This window comes from Hymenobacter sp. BRD128, from assembly GCF_013256625.1.
Taxonomy (GTDB): Bacteria; Bacteroidota; Bacteroidia; order Cytophagales; family Hymenobacteraceae; genus Hymenobacter.
The window spans coordinates 4470419-4487507 of the sequence record NZ_CP053908.1; the positions used below are offsets into that span (position 1 = coordinate 4470419).

General features: G+C 62.9%; 17 protein-coding genes and 1 pseudogene. 7 read left to right on the forward strand and 11 right to left on the reverse strand.

Features of this window, described 5'->3' with window-relative positions:
* The first annotated feature begins 95 nt into the window (after window positions 1–95).
* On the forward strand, window positions 96–248 hold the full coding sequence (locus GKZ68_RS19795; protein ID WP_173117855.1) for a hypothetical protein: 153 nt from the start codon (window positions 96–98) through the stop codon (window positions 246–248).
* 52 nt (window positions 249–300) lie between these two features.
* Here the strand turns inward: GKZ68_RS19795 and GKZ68_RS19800 are convergent, their stop codons facing one another.
* The 3 genes from GKZ68_RS19800 to GKZ68_RS19810 all read right to left on the reverse strand — a co-directional run bounded on the left by GKZ68_RS19800 (window position 301) and on the right by GKZ68_RS19810 (window position 4494).
* On the reverse strand, window positions 301–1656 hold the full coding sequence (locus GKZ68_RS19800; protein ID WP_173117857.1) for an alpha-amylase family glycosyl hydrolase: 1356 nt from the start codon (window positions 1654–1656) through the stop codon (window positions 301–303).
* 100 nt (window positions 1657–1756) lie between these two features.
* Window positions 1757–3004, reverse strand: a complete 1248-nt coding sequence (locus GKZ68_RS19805; protein WP_173117859.1) for an alpha/beta hydrolase-fold protein — start codon at window positions 3002–3004, stop codon at window positions 1757–1759.
* A 47-nt stretch (window positions 3005–3051) separates the two neighbouring features.
* On the reverse strand, window positions 3052–4494 hold the full coding sequence (locus GKZ68_RS19810) for an alpha-amylase family glycosyl hydrolase (protein ID WP_173117861.1): 1443 nt from the start codon (window positions 4492–4494) through the stop codon (window positions 3052–3054).
* 36 nt (window positions 4495–4530) lie between these two features.
* Between GKZ68_RS19810 and GKZ68_RS19815 the strand changes: the two genes are divergently transcribed.
* Window positions 4531–5277 carry a hypothetical protein gene (locus GKZ68_RS19815; protein ID WP_173117863.1) on the forward strand — a complete coding sequence of 249 codons (747 nt, stop codon included), beginning with the start codon at window positions 4531–4533 and terminating at the stop codon, window positions 5275–5277.
* Between the two features lie 40 nt (window positions 5278–5317).
* Here the strand turns inward: GKZ68_RS19815 and GKZ68_RS19820 are convergent, their stop codons facing one another.
* Window positions 5318–5854 carry a GNAT family N-acetyltransferase gene (locus GKZ68_RS19820; RefSeq protein ID WP_217275280.1) on the reverse strand — a complete coding sequence of 179 codons (537 nt, stop codon included), beginning with the start codon at window positions 5852–5854 and terminating at the stop codon, window positions 5318–5320.
* 113 nt (window positions 5855–5967) lie between these two features.
* On the opposite strand from GKZ68_RS19820, the gene GKZ68_RS19825 reads away from it, so the two are divergent.
* A complete protein-coding gene (locus GKZ68_RS19825; protein WP_173117865.1) occupies window positions 5968–6600 on the forward strand; it encodes a phosphatase PAP2 family protein in 633 nt (210 codons plus the stop codon).
* On the opposite strand, the pseudogene GKZ68_RS19830 reads toward GKZ68_RS19825, so the two are convergent.
* Window positions 6597–7660: pseudogene (locus GKZ68_RS19830) on the reverse strand (Ldh family oxidoreductase). The gene GKZ68_RS19825 and the pseudogene GKZ68_RS19830 overlap by 4 nt on opposite strands.
* Window positions 7661–7884: 224 nt before the next feature.
* Here GKZ68_RS19830 and GKZ68_RS19835 point away from each other — a divergent pair.
* The 3 genes from GKZ68_RS19835 to GKZ68_RS19845 are packed head-to-tail and all read left to right on the forward strand — an operon-like array spanning window position 7885 to window position 10296.
* Window positions 7885–8295 carry a BlaI/MecI/CopY family transcriptional regulator gene (locus GKZ68_RS19835; RefSeq protein ID WP_173117867.1) on the forward strand — a complete coding sequence of 137 codons (411 nt, stop codon included), beginning with the start codon at window positions 7885–7887 and terminating at the stop codon, window positions 8293–8295.
* Between the two features lie 12 nt (window positions 8296–8307).
* On the forward strand, window positions 8308–8766 hold the full coding sequence (locus GKZ68_RS19840) for a toxin-antitoxin system YwqK family antitoxin (protein WP_173117869.1): 459 nt from the start codon (window positions 8308–8310) through the stop codon (window positions 8764–8766).
* 39 nt (window positions 8767–8805) lie between these two features.
* Window positions 8806–10296 carry a TonB family protein gene (locus tag GKZ68_RS19845; RefSeq protein WP_173117871.1) on the forward strand — a complete coding sequence of 497 codons (1491 nt, stop codon included), beginning with the start codon at window positions 8806–8808 and terminating at the stop codon, window positions 10294–10296.
* Window positions 10297–10324: 28 nt separating this feature from the next.
* Here GKZ68_RS19845 and GKZ68_RS19850 read toward each other — a convergent pair whose 3' ends face one another.
* From GKZ68_RS19850 to GKZ68_RS19865, 4 genes are read right to left on the reverse strand one after another with little or no spacing between them, the layout of a single operon-like run.
* Window positions 10325–10564: a hypothetical protein gene (locus GKZ68_RS19850; RefSeq protein ID WP_173117873.1), complete on the reverse strand. Its 240-nt coding sequence runs from the start codon at window positions 10562–10564 to the stop codon at window positions 10325–10327.
* 51 nt (window positions 10565–10615) lie between these two features.
* Window positions 10616–11299, reverse strand: a complete 684-nt coding sequence (locus GKZ68_RS19855; RefSeq protein ID WP_173117875.1) for a transglutaminase family protein — start codon at window positions 11297–11299, stop codon at window positions 10616–10618.
* A 12-nt stretch (window positions 11300–11311) separates the two neighbouring features.
* A complete protein-coding gene (locus GKZ68_RS19860) occupies window positions 11312–12235 on the reverse strand; it encodes an alpha-E domain-containing protein (protein ID WP_173117876.1) in 924 nt (307 codons plus the stop codon).
* Window positions 12236–12256: 21 nt separating this feature from the next.
* Window positions 12257–13702, reverse strand: a complete 1446-nt coding sequence (locus GKZ68_RS19865; RefSeq protein ID WP_173117878.1) for a circularly permuted type 2 ATP-grasp protein — start codon at window positions 13700–13702, stop codon at window positions 12257–12259.
* Window positions 13703–13929: 227 nt separating this feature from the next.
* On the opposite strand from GKZ68_RS19865, the gene GKZ68_RS19870 reads away from it, so the two are divergent.
* On the forward strand, window positions 13930–15021 hold the full coding sequence (locus GKZ68_RS19870) for a putative zinc-binding metallopeptidase (protein WP_173117880.1): 1092 nt from the start codon (window positions 13930–13932) through the stop codon (window positions 15019–15021).
* Here GKZ68_RS19870 and GKZ68_RS19875 read toward each other — a convergent pair.
* Entirely contained in the window at window positions 14992–15945 is a 954-nt protein-coding gene (locus GKZ68_RS19875; protein ID WP_173117882.1) for a phosphatase, read from the reverse strand. The genes GKZ68_RS19870 and GKZ68_RS19875 overlap by 30 nt on opposite strands.
* Before the next feature lie 149 nt (window positions 15946–16094).
* The gene (locus tag GKZ68_RS19880) at window positions 16095–16991 is read right to left on the reverse strand and encodes a class I SAM-dependent methyltransferase (protein WP_173117884.1); all 897 of its coding nucleotides are present in this window, start codon (window positions 16989–16991) and stop codon (window positions 16095–16097) included.
* Window positions 16992–17089 lie beyond the last annotated feature (98 nt).

Consider the following 17089-nt stretch of genomic DNA (forward strand, 5'->3'; position numbering starts at 1 on the left):
ACTCGCGGAGTTTTCCACGGGTGCCGTGCTGGCTTATAGCGCGGCCGGCCCGCGTCTTACTGGCAGTAACTTGCTATTATATAGAAAGCAGAGAAATGATGCGCAAGCTTGCTGTGCTGCTGCCGGTTGTGTTTTTTGCCTGGTCGGGGTCGGCCGCCGAGGGTGGCAGCGGTGCCGCTAGCCCAGCGCAGCCGGCACCGCCGCTGCCGGCCGGCCGGCGGTGGCTAGGCTCGTTCGTAAGCTCGTAGCTGCCGCGCCAATCGGCCGGCAGCGCCTGGCCTTCGACGAGGGTTGGCGCTGCTAGTCGCGGGTGCGCAGCACGCGCCAGCCGTGGGCCGGCACGGTGCGCGCCTTGGCCTGGGCCAGCGTGCACTGCTCGCCGCTGAACACGTCGAACAAGCCTTTTTGGGGATTGATAAGTGTTTTCTGGCCCGGTAGCGCCAGCGGCTCGACCGTGGCATTGATGAGCACAACTACCGCCGAGCCATTCTTTTCGCGCACGAAGCCGTAGAGCCCAGCCGGCCCGGCCAGGCGCTGAAACTGGCTGCCGGGGTCGCCGTTGCGCAGGGCCGGGTGGCGCTTTTTAAGCTGCAACAGCTTGGTGTAGAAGTCTTGCAGCGGCAGCTCGGCCCAGTCGATAGGGTCGCGCTCGAAGAAGGCTAGCCGGCGCTTCAGCCCCGCCTCCTGGCCACTATACAGCATGGGCATGCCCGGCAGCAGCGCCGCGAGCACGGCAAAGGGCAGCGCCAGCGGCCCTAGTCGCTCGTACTCGGTACCGTCCCAACTATTCACGTCGTGGTTGCTGGTGAAGTGCATGAGGTAGGTGGTGGGCGGGTACTTCTCGCGCTCGGCGGCCAGGTAGGTGTCGATGTCGGCCAGGCTGGCCTTGCCCTCGGCGATGTGGTCGAGCAGGTAGTGCAGGCGCAGGCCAAAGCTCATGTCGAAGGCCCGCTCCAGCAGCTTGGTGTCGGAATTAAATTCCTCCCAGGTAAGGCCGCCCGAGGGATACAATTCGTCCCATTCGGCCAGCATGAAAACGGGTTTTATGGCTTCCAGCGCGGGCCGGGCCTCGTCCCAGAAGTCGGTGGGCACCAGCCCGGCCACGTCGCAGCGGTAGCCATCAATGTCAGCCTCGCGCACCCAATACGTGAGCGCCTCAATCATGTAGGCGCGCATTTCGCGGTTGGTGTAATCGAGGGCCACCACGTCGGTCCAGTCGGCCACGGGCGGCACGAGCTGGCCCTGGGCATCGTGCCGGTACCAGTTGGGGTGCTGGGTAATGAGGGCGTTGTCGCGGCTCGTGTGGTTGGCCACCCAGTCCAGTATCACCTTGAGGCCCAGGGCGTGGGCCGTTTGTACAAGGTGCTGCAAATCGGCCAGGGTGCCAAACTCTTCGTTCACCCCGAAATAGTCCCGCACCGCGTAGGGCGAGCCCAGCGAACCCTTGCGCCCCACCGCCCCAATCGGGTGAATCGGCATCAGCCACACGATAACGACGCCCAGCTTGGCCAGCCGTGGCAGGTGCGCCTCAAAAGCCCGAAAGGTGCCCTCGGGCGTGTAGTTGCGCACATTTACTTCGTAAATCGTGGCGTTGGCGGCCCACTCGGGGTGGCGCACGGTGAAGCGGGAGGCTAGCGGATGGTCGGTGTCAGTCATGGAGGCCTGCTAAGCGTAGCAAAAAATACCTGTACGCGGCACCCCGGCGCCGGGGTGCCCAGCCGGGGCGGGCCCTACCCCCTGGCTGCCGCACAAGGGCCTACTTTTTGGCTCTTAGCTTGCTGAGCTTTTGCCGGGTGTCGGGGGTGTCTTTTAGCTGCAACGCTTTGGTATAGGCGGCAATAGCCAGCGCGGGCTGCTTCTGCGCACTGTAGTAGTCGCCCAAGCTGTCGTGCACATTGAAGCTGGTGGGATAATTACGCGCATTAAGCTGGAACATGGCCAGGGCGTGGGCGGCCTGGTTGCTTTGCAGCAAGTAGTAGGCGAGGCTGTTCACCATTGGCTCGGGCGGCAGCACGGGGTAGCCCATCGCGGCCGATACACGCTGGTAGTGTGCCTCCACAAAGGCGGCGGGCTGGATTTTCGAGCCGGGCTCAGACAAATCGTAAAGCGCCGCCGGCGACGGGGCGTAGGCCTGGAACAGAAAGCGCAGCGCGTCGTAGGTAGCGGGCAGCGGCACCGAGCCGTGGGTATCGTTGGGGTAGTACTTGGACCGCACGCGCAGGCCGTTGCCGGAGTGGCGGGCCAATTCGTCGCGCAGGCTCAGCTTGGAGCGCATAAAATCGGTGGCCGAAGACGTGTCGCGGCGCACCTGCACCGTGTCGAAGCCCGTCGGCATCGTGTTGGCAATGCCCACAAACAGCGCCCGGCCGGCCAGCCCCGGCTGGGCCAGCAGGCCAGGAGCCTCCCGCAGCAGCTTCTGCCCATCCCACCACATGCTGGGGTCGAGGGCCACGTAATTGTCAAACAAAGCAGGGTGGTGCAGCAGCGTGTTCATCACCAGCAGGCCGCCAAACGAATGGCCCACCAGCGTGCGGTGGGGCACGGTGGGGTAGTGGGCATCGACGTAGGGAATCAGCTCCTTTTCTAAAAACGCCGTAAAGTTTTCGCCGCCACCGGAGCTTTTCAGCGCCTCAGCCGGCAGGCCCGGGGCACTAGTTACGTGGGTAGGCGTAAGGTCGCGGGTGCGGTTGGTGTTCGGAATGCCCACCACAATCATCTCGGGTAATACCGTGTTGCCGTTGACTTGGCTTAGTTGCTGCACCATGCCCATCACGGAGGCAAAATGCGCATCGCCATCGAGCACGTACAGCACCGGGTAGCGCTGCTGGGCATAGGTAGGGTCGTTGGCGCCGGCCGGCACGTACACCCACAGCTTGCGCTTTTCGTTGAGCACGCTAGAAGTCACGCTATCGACGCGGCCGATTACGATGGTGTTGTTCTTAACGGTTTGCGCCCGCGTCAGCGTGGTTAGGATGCAGAGCCATAGCAGAAGAAGTTGTTTCATAGTGGCTTGAGAAAAGACCGCACGGCACGTGCTGCGCGGTACTAAAGCTAGGGCTTTTTGGTACTGAGCACGCGCCAGCCGTGGGCGGGCACCGTTACCTGCGCATCCGTCACCGGCGAGCCCACGTCGGCGAAGGCGTCGGTCACGGTTTCGGCGGGGTGGGCAAGCGTTTGGGATTGCGCGCCGAGGTTCACGGCCACCCAGGTTTTGGCCCGGCCATCGCCGCTAGCCCGCTCAAACACGAAGCAGTCGGCCGGGGCCGGCAAGATGGTAAATTTGGCGCAGGCGTCGCCGTTGCGCAGGGCCGGGCTATTTTGCTTGAGGTGCAGCAGCGCGGCGTAAAACGCATTGAGCGGGTAGCCATTCCACTGAATGGTATCCTTGTCGAAAAAGCGCAGCTTTTTGGTCGAGTCTGCCTCTTGGCCGCTGTAAACCAACGGAATGCCGGGTACCAGCGCCGTGAGCACGGCCAGGGCCTGGGCATTGGCCCCTAGCCGCACGCCCTCGGGATTGTCCCAGCTGTTAACGTCGTGCGAGCTGGTGAAATTCATTAGGTACACGCCGGCCGGGTACATCCGGCGCTCGGCCGCGAAGTAGCCGGGCAGCGCCGCTACCGGCCGCTTACCCTGCGCCACGCTGTCGAGGAGGTAGTGCAGCTTGAGGGCGTAGGTGGCATCGAAGGCCTTTTCGAGCAGGTGCGTATGGGGCGTGAAGGTGCCTTTAGGCAGGAAGGGCGGGTCGTGCAATTCGTCCCACTCGGCGAGCATAAACACAGGCTTTATCTTCTCCAAAGCAGCCCGCGTGCTGTCCCAGAAGTCGGTGGGCACCAGCCCGGCCACATCGCAACGGAAGCCGTCGAAACCCACGTCCTTCACCCAGTAGGCCATGCTTTCGGCCATGTACTGGCGCAGGCCAGGCTTCGAGTAGTCGAGGTCGATGACATCCTGCCAGTCGGCCACGGGCGGCACGAAGTTGCCCTTCGCATCGTGGGTAAACCAGTCGGGATGCTGCTTGCTCAACTCACTGTCCCAGCTGGTGTGGTTGGCCACCCAGTCGAGGATGACGTGCATACCCAGCTTATGCGCCTCGTTTATAAGGTGCTGCAAATCAGCCAGGCTGCCAAATTCTGCGTTCACGCTCCGGTAGTCGCGCAGCGAGTACTGGCTGCCCAGCTTGCCCTTGCGCTTCACCTCGCCGATGGGCTGCACCGGCATCAGCCACAGCACGCTCACACCCATTTTTTGCAGGCGCGGTAGGTGCTTCTCGAAGGCCCGGAACGTGCCCTCGGGCGTGTACTGGCGCACATTTACCTGGTAGAGGCTGGCATTGGTAGCCCAGGCCGGGTGCTGAATGGTGAACGGCGCGGGCGGCCGGCAATTGGCCGGAATGGCGGTATCGGCCTGGCTAGCTGGGTCGGGGGGCGAACAAGCGGCTAGCCCCAGCAGGCCCAGCAGCACGCGCCCCGGCCGGTGAAGAGTGGGAAGAAGCATAGCGCAAGGTAACAGGCTCACAAGGAAGAGCAGCGCATGTTGAAAGACCTGAGCCAGGAGAACCACACGCCCATCCGCCGCGCCCTCCTAATTGATGTAGAAGTAGATAGCGCCGGCGTGCTCCAGAAATCGGAATTAGTAATGGGCGACTCGGTGCTGGCCGCCAAGGTGCTGGCGTTTGTGCGGCAGTTGCCCACGCAACGGGCGGCCAGCTTCATCAGCGCCCTGCTGCATGGCAAGCGCACGGCTAGCCGGGCGCGGGGCGTATTTTCGGTGCTGTATGCCCGCTCGGGCCGGCAGCTGGTGGGCTTCAACTGGCTGGTCATGGACAAGCAATTGCAGGAAGAGCTAGCCCGCAATGCTCAGCGCCGCCGCGCCGCGTTTGCCAAGCAGTTCAACAACGCCAGTACCCCCCTCACCCTGGCTAGTGGCCTCTACTACGAGCTGGCCGCCGGTGGCCTGGGTTGGATAAACTGCGACCGCCTGCTCGCCCCGGGCCCGCGCATTCGCTATACCGTCGCCACCCCCGACCCCTGCACGGTAGTTTCCCTGGTATTTAAAGGCCAGCGCAGCATCCTGGCCAGCTCGCGCACCGGGGGCAGCGCGGCCATCTTCGAGCAAGTGCCGGGCGGTCAGGCGGCCACGGTGGTAGCCTTGCGTCGCGAAAAAGGCATTACCTACCTGGCCACCAGCGGCGTAAGCTTAGGGCAAACGGCGCAGCCCACGCTGAGCTTCCACCCCGTTACGCTGGCGCAGCTGCGTACCGCGCTAGCCCAGCTGTAATGCCAGGCAACTGCTTGCTGCCAACGCCCGACGGATACGCTCAGCGCCCGGCCGGGCGTTGTGCCTCATACCACACGCAAGCCGTGCCATTTTCCACAAACTCATTGCCCGCCGCTAGCCCGATTTTCTCCAGAATGCGCCGCGAGCCGGCGTTTTGCGCATCGGCGTAGGCGCAGATGCGCGGCAGCCTTAGCACATCAAAGCCATGAGCTAGCCAGGCCTGGGCAGCCTCGTAGCCGTAGCCCTGACCCCAGAAGCGCGGCAGGAACCGGTAGCCCAGGTCGTAAAAATCGCGCTGGCCATTTACCGGGCCGGCTACCAGCTTCAGGCCGGCCCAGCCCATAAACTCGCCGGTGGCGCGCAGCAGCACCGCCCAGCGCCCGATGCCGTGGGCCGCGTACTGCGCCTGAATGTAGGCAATGGTGGCCAGGCTATCGGCCGGGCTAGCCGCCTGCGGGCCGCCAATGCCACGCAGGTAGCGCCGCACGGCCGGGTCGCTATCCAGCGCAAACATGCCGGGGGCGTCGGCGGCTGTCAGCGGGCGCAGCAGCAGGCGGTTGGTGGTGAAAGGGTGCACAGGTGAGGGCTAGCCAGGTTCAGGGGGCGGCAAAATACAGGAAAACAGCTCACGCGGCCACGCGAACCGGCATTTTTGCGTATGCGGTGCGCGTACATTTTTTTCGTTTTTCTATGGGCGTTGTTGCTTTTCGCCGCCGCTTGTGGCTGCTGGCCGGGCTAGCCTGGGGCATATTGGGGAGCATGGCGGCGCTGGTAGTTCGCTTCGGCCAGGCGTCGGTTGATGAGCCGCTGCTGCTGGCGCTGCACCGCCATGCCACGCCGGCGCTCGATGGGCTGGCCATTTTTTTTACCATTGCGGGCAATACCTGGCCCGTGGCAGCGGCCGGCGTGCTCACCGCCGCCGCGCTGGTCTGGGCCGGCCGGCGCCGCGATGCCTGGCTGTTTGCCGCCGGGCTGGGCGGCTCCATGCTGCTCACGCAAGTCATCAAGTACGCGGTGCAGCGGCCCCGGCCGGCGCTGTGGCTCAGCCTGCGGCCCGAGCATACGTTCAGCTTTCCCAGCGGCCACGCCATGGACACGGCGGCGCTGGCCACGGCGCTGTTTTTTGTGCTGCCGCGCCACCGCCGCCTGTGGGCCTTGGCTCCGCTGTTTGCGCTGAGTGTGGGCATGGCACGCATGTATTTGGGCGTGCATTACCCTAGCGATGTGCTGGCGGGCTGGAGCAGCGCCGTAGGCTGGGTGCTGCTGGTGCAGTTGGTGGCCGCTAGCCGTGCCCAGCCCACGCTAGTAGCTGCGGTCGATTAGAACTTTACGCCAAACTTAGTCCCCGTCTTTTCCAGGTCCTGCACCACCGCATCGAGCAGCGGAATGCCCTCAATGAGCCGGTGCGCGGCCATCGCCCGCTCGGGGTCGCCGGGGATGAGCACCTGCTTGCCTGCCACGGCTTTGGCTTCGCGGAAGGTGGTTATCCACTTGTCCATGTGCTGCTTAAACTCGTCGGCCGGCCGGAAGGCATCGACGCGCATGGCCCCAAAGAAGTGCCCCAGCCCCTGGCCCACCGGGTCGGCGGGCGGCTGCAAAAAGGCCACGAACGGCGGCACCCACGGCCCGTAATTGGCCCCGCTCAGCACGGCCGAAAAAATATCGACTACCGCGCCCAGGCCGTAGCCTTTGTGCGAGCCGGTGGCGCCCCCAGCGGCTGCAGGGCGCCGCCGTTTTTCACAGCGTTGGCGTCGGTGCTGGGGTGGCCTTCGGCATCCTGGGCCCAGCCCTCAGGGATGGGCAGGTGCTTGCGCTGCGCGATTTCGAGCTTGCCGTTGGCGGCCGTAGTGGTGGCCATGTCGAGCACAAAGTCGGGCTGCTCGCCGGCCGGCACGGCCACGGCGATGGGGTTGGTACCCAGCAACCTGTCGAGCGAATACGTGGGCGCCACCAGCGGCGAGGCGTTGGTCATGGCGATGCCTATCATGTCCTGCGCCAGCCCCAGCATGGCGTGGTAGCCGGCAATGCCGAAGTGGTTGGAGTTCTTCACCGATACCCAGCCGGTGCCTACCAGCGCGGCTTTTTGCATAGCAATGCGCATGGCCTTGGGGCCCACCACCAGCCCTAGCCCGCCGTCGCCATCGACCACGGCCGTGCTGGGCGTTTCGTAGCTGATGCCCACCCGCGGCCGGGCATTAATGCGGCCCGCCTCCCAGAGGCGCACGTAGCCCGAGAGCCGCGCCACGCCGTGCGAATCGACGCCCCGCAAATCGGCCGAGAGCAGGGTTTCGGTGGCTAGGGTGGCGTCGGCCTCGGAGCAGCCGATGGCCTGGAACACCTGCTCGGCAAAGGTGAACAGCTGCTGGTAGGAGAAGGTAGGCATGAGAAAAGAAGGCCGGCCCGTGCAAGCCAAAGCACTGGGCAAGGAGGCACATTGGGGGCTGCAAACCTACTACTGCCGTGCCGAGGCCGCCACTTGGGGATTGTATTGATAAATTTATTACTGATAATTAATAAGTTACTTTTTTTCAACGTAAAAATTAGTTTAAAACTAATTTTTACGTTGAAAACTTACGTACTTCGCCTTGTCACCTCAGTTAGCTAGCTATGCAACCACCATTTCCTGAACTAACCCGCGCCGAAGAGCAGGTGATGCAGCTGCTCTGGCAGCGCGGCCCCAGCTACGTGAAGGACCTGCGCGAGGCCCTGCCGCTGCCGCTGCCGGCCCTTACTACGGTGAGCACCATTGTGCGCATTCTGGAGCAAAAGGGCTTTGTGGGCTACGAGCCGGTGGGGCGGGGCTACCGCTACCACGCCCTGGTGGCGCAGGACGACTACCGGCGCTTCTCATTGCGCAAGCTGCTGCGCGGCTACTTCGGTGGCTCGTTTGGGCAGCTGGTATCCTTTTTTGCCCAGGATGAAAACCTCGATGCCGCCCAGCTCGATGCCCTGCTGCGCCAGGCCCCGGCCGAGGGGCTAGCCCCGGACTCGCCCACCGAAAATCAACCCCTAGCCTAAGCCCGCCCCGCCATGCCTCGTCTTCTGCTATTCAGCCTCCTGCTGGCCCTGGCTACGGCCTGCGCCAGCACCAAGCCCACTGGCCGCCTCGACCGCCAGGGCGACCGCCAAGGGCGCTACCGCACCTACTACGACGATGCCCGCACGCAGCTTTTTATGCGGGGCCGCTACCGGCACGGGCAGCCGGTGGGGCGCTGGCGCTACTACGCGCAAGCCGGCGAAGTGCAGCATAAGGAGCGCTACCGCCGCCACGGCCTCAGCGACATCACCTACTACTACCCTAGCGGCCGGGTGGCGAAGCAGGGCCACGCGCGTCTGGCCGACGAGCCCGATGGCCTGCATTTCTACTGGTTCGGCGACTGGAACTACTACTCGCCCGCCGGGGCGCTCGATAGCGTGCAGGTGTATACCCTGGGCAAACGCACCGGCACCCGCCACCTGAGTGCCAGCCCAATGACGCTTGCTAAGTAGCAGCTTGGCCATTATGCATCACCACTTCCCGTTTGTGCTATGGATACTTCCTTTCTGATGGGCTGGCTAGCAGGTACGCTGGTGCCGCTCGGGGCCGTCTGGCTCTTGTTTCGGCTGGTGCTGCGGCGCGAGCGATGCTTTGGCTACAACCGCGCCTTGCTGCTGCTGGCGCCGGTGGTGGCCTTGGCGCTGCCGCTGCTGCCCCGCCCCAATGTGGCCAGCTGGCTAGCCCCCACTGGCGCGCCGGTGCTAGTAGCGGGGGCGGTAGCGCTGCCCATGCCCCGCGTGGTGCTAGCGTCTGCGCCGGGCTGGCAGCCCGATACATGGCTGATTAGCTTGTATTTGCTCGGGGTGCTGGTATCGCTGAGCTGCCTGGCTTATCGCTACGGGCGGCTGCGGCGCGCTACCCGGCACCTGCCCCGCGAACGCCGGCCCGGCTACGTGCTCGCCTATACCGGCGGGCGCCTGCCCACGAGCTCCTTCGGCCGCACCATTTTTTGGGATGATACAGCCGAACTGACTGCTACGGAGGCTACGTCGGTGCTGGCGCATGAGCTAGGGCACGTGCGCCAGGGGCACAGCCACGAGCTGTTATGGCTCGAAGTGTGGCGAGCGCTGCTCTGGTTCAATCCCTTCGCCCACCTACTGCTACCGGCCCTGCGCCTCACCCACGAGCTGCTGGCCGACTGGGAAGCCATGCGGCAAGTGGCTAGCCCCGCCGATGCGCTGGCCCCGGCGCCGCCCTACCCCTCGCTGCTGGCCCGGCTGGCCGTGCGCCGCGTGGCCGGGCCGGGCTACTCATCCCTGGTTCAATCGTTTGCCTTTTCCTTCACCTTAACCCGAATTGCCATGTTGCAGAATCAGATTCCTGTGCGCCGCTGGAAGCAGTGGCTAGCCTTGCCCGTGCTGGGTGGGATGTTTTTGGCTACGGCTTGCCAGTCGAACAACGAGCCGGTAGTGCCCCAGCAAGCGGCCACCGAAAAGATAGCGGAAATGCCCTTGGAAACGCTCCAGAGCAGCATGACCAGGATACTGGAAGCAAAGTTAGCCCCGTATGAACAGCAGCGACGCGCTGGACAGCCTCTTTCGGCCGGGCAACAGCGGTCGTATGACTACCTCAAGCAGCAGCTTAAAGCCACCCAGGAAATGGCCCCGCCGCCGCCGCCGCCACCTGTGCTGACTACCCGGCCCGACGTAGCCATTGGGGAGGCCGATAGAGTCTACACCTACGTCGAGCAGATGCCTCATCTGCCCGGCAAACCCGGCATGGGCGCCATCGTCGAGCAGATTCAGCACAACCTCATGTACCCAGCCGGCCCGCCCCAGGAGGGGAAAGTGTTCGCCAGCTTCACGGTGAATGCCGGTGGCAGCGTGGGCGATACGAAGATTGTGAAAGGGTTATCTCCAGCCTACGACGAGGCCGTGGTGTCAGCTATCCAACGGCTGCCACGCTTCGAGCCCGGCCAGCAAAGCGGCCAGCCGGTGGCCGTGAGTTTCACGGTGCCGGTTACGTTTAAAGTAGCGCCTTGAACTGAGGCTAGCCAGCGGTTCCCTGTTCCTACTGCTGCTGTTGTTGCTGTTGCTGCTCCCAATCCATGTACTTGCGGTAGGAGTTGACGGCGGGGGTAGGGCTAGGGGCTTGCTGCACGTAGGTGGGCGTGGCGGGCAGCTCGTTGCCGGCAATGGGGCGGCCGTTTTCGATGTGCACCGTTACTTCCAGGGTGTGGGCGCCGGTGCCTTTGTAAGTCCCTTTCACGGGGGTGCAGTCGGCAAAGTGCCGGCCGAGGGCCATGCGCACGTGCCCGTCGTTGACGATGCAATTATTAGTCGGGTCGAGGCCCAGCCAGCCTTAGAACGGGATGTAGACTTCGACCCAGGCGTGGGTGGCGCCCGCCCCACGCACGCCCTCCTCGCGGGGGCACACGTAGCCGCTCACGTAGCGGGCGGGCAAGCCGTTGAGGCGCAGCAGGTGCAGCAGCAGGTGCGCAAAGTCCTGGCACACGCCCGCCCGCAGCCGCCAAATGTCTTCAATGGGCGTTTCAATGCTCGTCACGCCTTGCTGGTACTGGAAGTTATCGTGCACGTATTCTGATAGTTCGAGCGCCTGTTTCAGCGGCTTGGCCCCGAACGTGACGATGCCCCCTAGCGCCGCCCGCAGCTCGGCTTCGACCTCGGCGGGCGGCACTTTCAGAAAGTCCATAAAGGCTACGTCGGTGCGCAGGCTAGCCAGCTGGGCCCACTGCGCCTCGGCGCTCTCCTCATCCATCGGAAACTGGATGGCGTGGGTTTCGACCTCGGCCAGCGAGTCGATGACTAGCTCGGCGTGCGGCTGAATGAGCGAAAACACGCCCACTTGATTGCCAAAATAATCGGTGAACACCGCCACCTCGGGCTGCCCGGTAATGTGCACGAGGTGGCTTTTCACCGTGAGGCGCGCATCGGGCAGCGGGTATATCATCAGCTGGTTGGCGCAGTCGATAACGGGCGCGGCGTAGGCGTAGCGCGTGCGGTGCTGAATTTTATAAGTAGCCATACCTGCTCACTATCAATTGAAATAAGACGTGCTGAGCGCCGCCGTAATGTCGAGCAGCTCGCCTTTCACCTGCCCCAGAAACGGCCCTAGTGCGCCGCCTTGCTGCGCCTGCAAGGTGCTGTAGGCCACCGTGGTGCGTGCCTTGCCGATGAGAAAGCGCAGCTGCTCGTAGCTCTCGGGCCGGCTCTTGTCTTTGAGGCGCTCGCAGTAGCGCAGCAGCTGGCCCAGGCTATAGAGCAGCGAGTGCGGGAAGTCGGGATTGTACAAAATCAGCTCCAGCACGCTGCTCGCGTCGAGCTGGCCCTGGTAGGTTTTTACGTACAATTCATACCCTAGCAGGCTGTAGAGCAGGTAGCGCAGCTCGTGGTTGCCGGTCTCAGGCTCGCGCTCAAACAGGTGCTGGCTGAGGCGCAGCAAGTCCACCGTTTGCAGGGCGCGCTCCAGAAACTTGCCCAGCTTGAGGAAGATGTACCCTTCATCGCGCGGCATGGTATTTTGCACCGTACCCACGTACAATACGCTTTGCTGCAATAGATTATCTAATCCTGAAACCGGGTCTTCGCCCAGCGTTTGGTGGGCCAGGGCATCGTGCCGGATAAGGTGGTAGTAGTCATTCAGCGTCTGCCACAGTTCCTTGGTAATGTGGTCTTGCACGGCGCGGGCATTCTCGCGGCCCTGCACAATATTGCGGTAGGCCGAGGCCGCGTTATTGCGGTCAAACAGCAGGTGGTAGAGTACCTGCGGCGTGTGCGGGGCGCGCCTGGCCAGCTCCTTCTCGCTAAGGTCGCCGTAAGTCAGCAGCAGCGGCTGCCAGCCCCAGTAGTGCGGCTCATCCTGCGAGGCAATATACTGAATACGAATAGTTTGCAGCATGACCTGGGTGCGCTCCATGTAGCGGCCCAGCCAGTAGATAGTATCGGCAACGCGAGAAAGCATAGGTAGGTGCTAATGAGTCGATTAGGCGCCTAGCACCCAAGTATCTTTACTGCCGCCACCCTGCGACGAGTTCACAATCAGCGAGCCCTCGCGCAGGGCCACCCGCGTGAGGCCGCCCGGCACAATATCAATGCCGCTAGGCCCGCACAGCGCAAACGGCCGCAGGTCGATGCGCCGCGGCTGCAACTTGCCATCGATGTAGCACGGCGTGGACGACAAGCTGATAATCGGCTGGGCGATGAAGCTGCGCGGGTCGGCCAGAATGGCGGTGCGGAAATCGTCCATTTCCTGCCCGGTAGCGGCGCTGCCGATGAGCATGCCGTAGCCGCCGCTTTCGTTGGTGCGCTTGATTACCATCTTATCCATGTCCTTGAAAACCAGCTCGCGGTGCTCCGGGTGCTCTAGCTGGTAAGTGGGCACGTTTTTCAGAATCGGCTCCTCATTGAGGTAGTACCGTATCATGTCGGGCACGTAGCAATACACGGCCTTGTCGTCGGCCACGCCGTTGCCCATGGCGTTTACTATCGCCACGTTGCCCTTGCGGTAGGCCCAGTACAGTCCCGGCACGCCGAGCGCACTATCGGGCCGGAAGGCCAGCGGGTCGAGAAACTCGTCATCGACGCGGCGGTAGATAACATCCACTTTCTCCAGGCCGCGCGTGGTTTTCATGTACACAAAGTGGTTGTGCACAAGAAGGTCGCGGCCCTCCACCAGCTGAATGCCCATGAGGCGGGCTAGGGTGCTGTGCTCAAAATAAGCCGAGTTGTAGATGCCCGGCGAGAGCAGCACCACGGTGGGGTCGCTCGTCTGGCGGTCGGCCAGGGCCAGCAGGTTGCGGTACAGCAAATCGGGGTAGTCCTTGACCGGTAGCACGTTGCTCTTGGGCAGCAGGTCGGGGAAAATGCGGTAGGTAATGCTCCGGTTCTCCAGCATATACGACACGCCGGAGGGGGTGCGCAGGTTGTCTTCGAGCACGTAAAACTCGCCGTCGTGGTCCCGAATCAGGTCTACGCCCGCCACGTGGGTGTACACGTCGTGCGGCACATCCACATTCACCATCTCGCGCAAAAACTGCGGGCACGAGTACACCAGCGCCGCCGGCACCACACCATCCTTAATTATAAACTGCTGATGGTAAATGTCTTTCAAAAAGATATTGAGTGCCTTCAGCCGCTGCTTAATGCCCGCCTCAATGCGCCGCCACTCGCTATTCGAGATGATGCGCGGAATAATATCGAAGGGAAATATCTTCTCGATGCCCTCACCGCTGCTGTACACAGTGAAGGTAATGCCCTGGCTCATAAAGAGTTTCTTAGCCAATTCGTCCTTGCGGGTCATCTCGGCCCCCGCTAGGTCCGCAATGGCGGCCACAAAGTGCTGGTACTCGGCTCGCACGCCTTCGGTCCGAAACATCTCGTCCCACACCTGGGGCTGATTTTGGTAGGAAGCTAGCAGCGGATTAGACATAAGGCGGCAATTAGTTAGAAGGCCAGTGCCAGCAAAACATAGTTTGCAAGTGCCAGCTTGGGGCTAAATAAACGGCTAAAAAATTCAAAAGACTACTATTTTTGACAAATACCCCTGCGGCTTAGGGGTGCTTTTAGTAAAATATGGATTTGATAGAAAAAGAGGGGCCTAGCTTAACCCCCACCTTAAGCTTCCCGTTGAGCAAGGCAACTTTTAGCGCTACTTCCGTGAAGCTTTTTACTTGCACCCACTGCGGCCAAGTGCTGTATTTTGAAAACAGCCGGTGTGAGAAATGCCAGTATCCGCTAGGGTTTGAGGCTACGCGGCGGCAACTGCTACCACTGGAAGCGCTGCCCGAGGCCCACACTTTCCACCTGTATGGCGAGCCGGAAAGCCCCGCTTATTCGTACTGCGCCAACCACGAGCACGGTGTATGCAACTGGCTGGTGCCCAGCGAAAGCACCACGTCGTTTTGCCCAGCCTGCGCCCTCAACCGCACCATTCCCGACCTGGCGCACCCCGGCTACCTGGGCCGCTGGCGCGACCTGGAAACGGCCAAGCACCGGCTCGTTTATAGCCTGCTGTGCCTGCACCTGCCCGTAGTCAGCAAAAGCGTGTACCCCAAAGAAGGCCTGCAATTCGACTTCAAGGCCGACGAAAGTTCCGGGCAGCGCGTACTAACGGGTCACGATAACGGCCTCATTACCATTAATATCGCTGAGGCCGATACTATTGAGCGCGAGCAGGCCCGGCAGTCGATGAATGAGGTGTACCGCACATTGCTCGGCCACTTCCGGCACGAGGTGGGCCACTACTACTGGGACCGCCTCCTTGCCGACTCGCCCAACCTGGCCGGCTTTCGGCACCTATTTGGCGATGAGCAGCTAGACTACGGCGAGGCGCTCAAAATGCACTACGCCCAGGGCGCCCCGCCCGACTGGCCGCAGCACTACATCAGCGCCTACGCCAGCAGCCACCCCTGGGAGGACTGGGCCGAAACCTGGGCCCATTACCTGCACATTCTCGACACGCTGCAAACGGCCCACGCCTTCGGCCTGCGCCTCGACCCGCTCGACGCGGCCCCTAGCCAGGGCCTGCGCGCCGCCATGCAAGACCCTTATCAAGTAGCCGACTTTGGGCAGATTATGGCCATGTGGCTGCCCCTGACCTTCGCCATGAACAGCCTCAACCGCAGCATGGGCCAGCCCGACCCGTACCCCTTCATCATCAGCCCGGCGGTGGCCGATAAACTGGCGTTTATCCACAAAGTAGCCGGTGGCCGCGGGGGGCTAGCCCCGGCCCAGCAGCTCAGCCAATAGGCCTTCCTTAAGGGCAAAGGCGGAAGTCGTAATCTGCGTTAAACCGTAGGTAGTCAGCACATACTTCACGATAATGCTGGCTACCACCAGCATATCGGCGCGCATCGGGAACATACCGGGCAGGGCCACGCGGCCGTCGTGGTCGAGGGTGAGGAGCTGGGCGAAATGCTGCTCAAAATCGGCCAGCGGCAGCGGCGTGCTGGGCGGCAGGTCGGCCTCGCGGCGCACTTGGCCCACGCTGAGGTCGGCCAGGGTGTCGAAACTGCCCGAACTGCCCACCAGACTGGCCAGCGGGCCGTGCTCGGCCACGGCGGCGGTGAGCGGCGCCAGCTTGTCGGCCAGGTATTCAAGCTCGGCCTGCACCTGCTCGCGTGGAAACACGCCGCTCGGGTCGGGGAAAAACTTGTCGAGCAGGCGCTGGGCGCCGATTTCGAAGCTCTGCTTCCAGAAAATGGTGTCCTCGTTGGCGATAATAAACTCGACCGAGCCGCCGCCGATGTCCATCAGCAAGTGCTTGGCCTGGCCGAGCGGCACGGCCTGCCGGATGCCCTTGGCAATGAGCTCGGCTTCGCGGTTGCCCGGAATTACTTCAACCTGAATGCCGGTGCTGTCCAGGATGTCGCGCACTAGGTCGGGGCCGTTGCGCGAGACGCGCATGGCGCTGGTGGCCGTGGCGCGCACCTCCGTCACCTGGTGCAGTTCAATTTCTTCCTTGAAGCCACGCACCGTTTGCAGGGCGCGGGCGTAGGGCAGGGGCGCAATTTCGCCCTTGCTGATGCCGCCCTCTCCCAGGCGCACACCCACCTTGGTGCGCACCAGCACGTGCGGCGGCTGGCCCGGCTGGTCTTCCACAATCAGCAGGTGGAAGGTATTGGTACCCATGTCGATAAGGGCTAGCCGGCGGTGATGAACGGGGGCGTGCATAAGAGAAGGTATTACTGAATGAAGCAGGCGTCAAAATCGTCTGTCATTGCAAGCGCAGCGCGGCAATCGCACCCGAACGCATACCGAACGACGGGCGCGGGTATCGTTCTGGGGCGATTACCGCGCTGCGCTCGCAATGACAACGTCTTTTAGTGTTTGTGCGAAGTGGCAAACCGGCAGAACGTGCCCAGCGGCAGCTTGTGCTGGCCGGCATCGTGCAGGTATATCTCGCCCAGCTCGCGCACGGCCTTTTTGCCCGGGAAAATGGCCTGGGTCAGGTTGTCCAGTATCAGCGCCGAGAAGCCCAGCGAGTACAAATTCACCACGAAGAAATGGTCTTCCGGGTCGAGGAGCTGCTGGCTGAGCTTGAGCAGCTCATTCAGCTCATCTTCGAGCTGCCACTTTTCGCCGTTGGGGCCGCGGCCGTAGGCGGGCGGGTCCAGGATGAGGCCCTGGTACTTGCTGCCGCGCTTCACCTCGCGGCGCACGTATTTCATGGCGTCTTCCACGAGCCAGCGCACCCCATCGAGCTGGCTAGCCTCCATATTGTCGCGGGCCCAGAAGTTGACCTGCTTCACCGAGTCGAGGTGCGTCACGTCGGCGCCGGCGGCGCGGGCCGCCAGGGTCGCCGCGCCGGTGTAGGCAAACAGATTGAGCACGCGCGGCAGCTGGGCCCGGCGCGCCTTGGTCTGGTTATAAATGAATTGCCAATTCGGGTCCTGCTCGGGGAAGAGGCCCACGTGCTTGAACGACGACAGCCCTAGCCGGAACTTCAGCCGCAGGCCGTCGGGGCGCTCGTAGGCAATAACCCACTGCTCGGGCATGCCTTTTTTCAGGCTCCACTGGCCCTTTTCGGTGCTGCCGGGGGCGCGGGCAAAGGTGGCATCGGCCTGCTGCCACTCGCTGGCGGGCAGGTGCGCATCCCAGATGGCCTGCGGCTCGGGGCGGGCCAGCACGTACTTGCCAAAGCGCTCGAGCTTCTGAAAATTGCCGGAGTCAAGCAGCGCATAGTCGGGCCAGGGGGAGGTAGTAAGAAAATCGTACACGAGGTAAAATGCGGGTTTACAGGGCGCGAGGTTCTGGCCGTGACTTGCAAAGGTCGGGCGCGCAGCCGCAAACTGCCGAATGCCTACTTTTTTTTAAA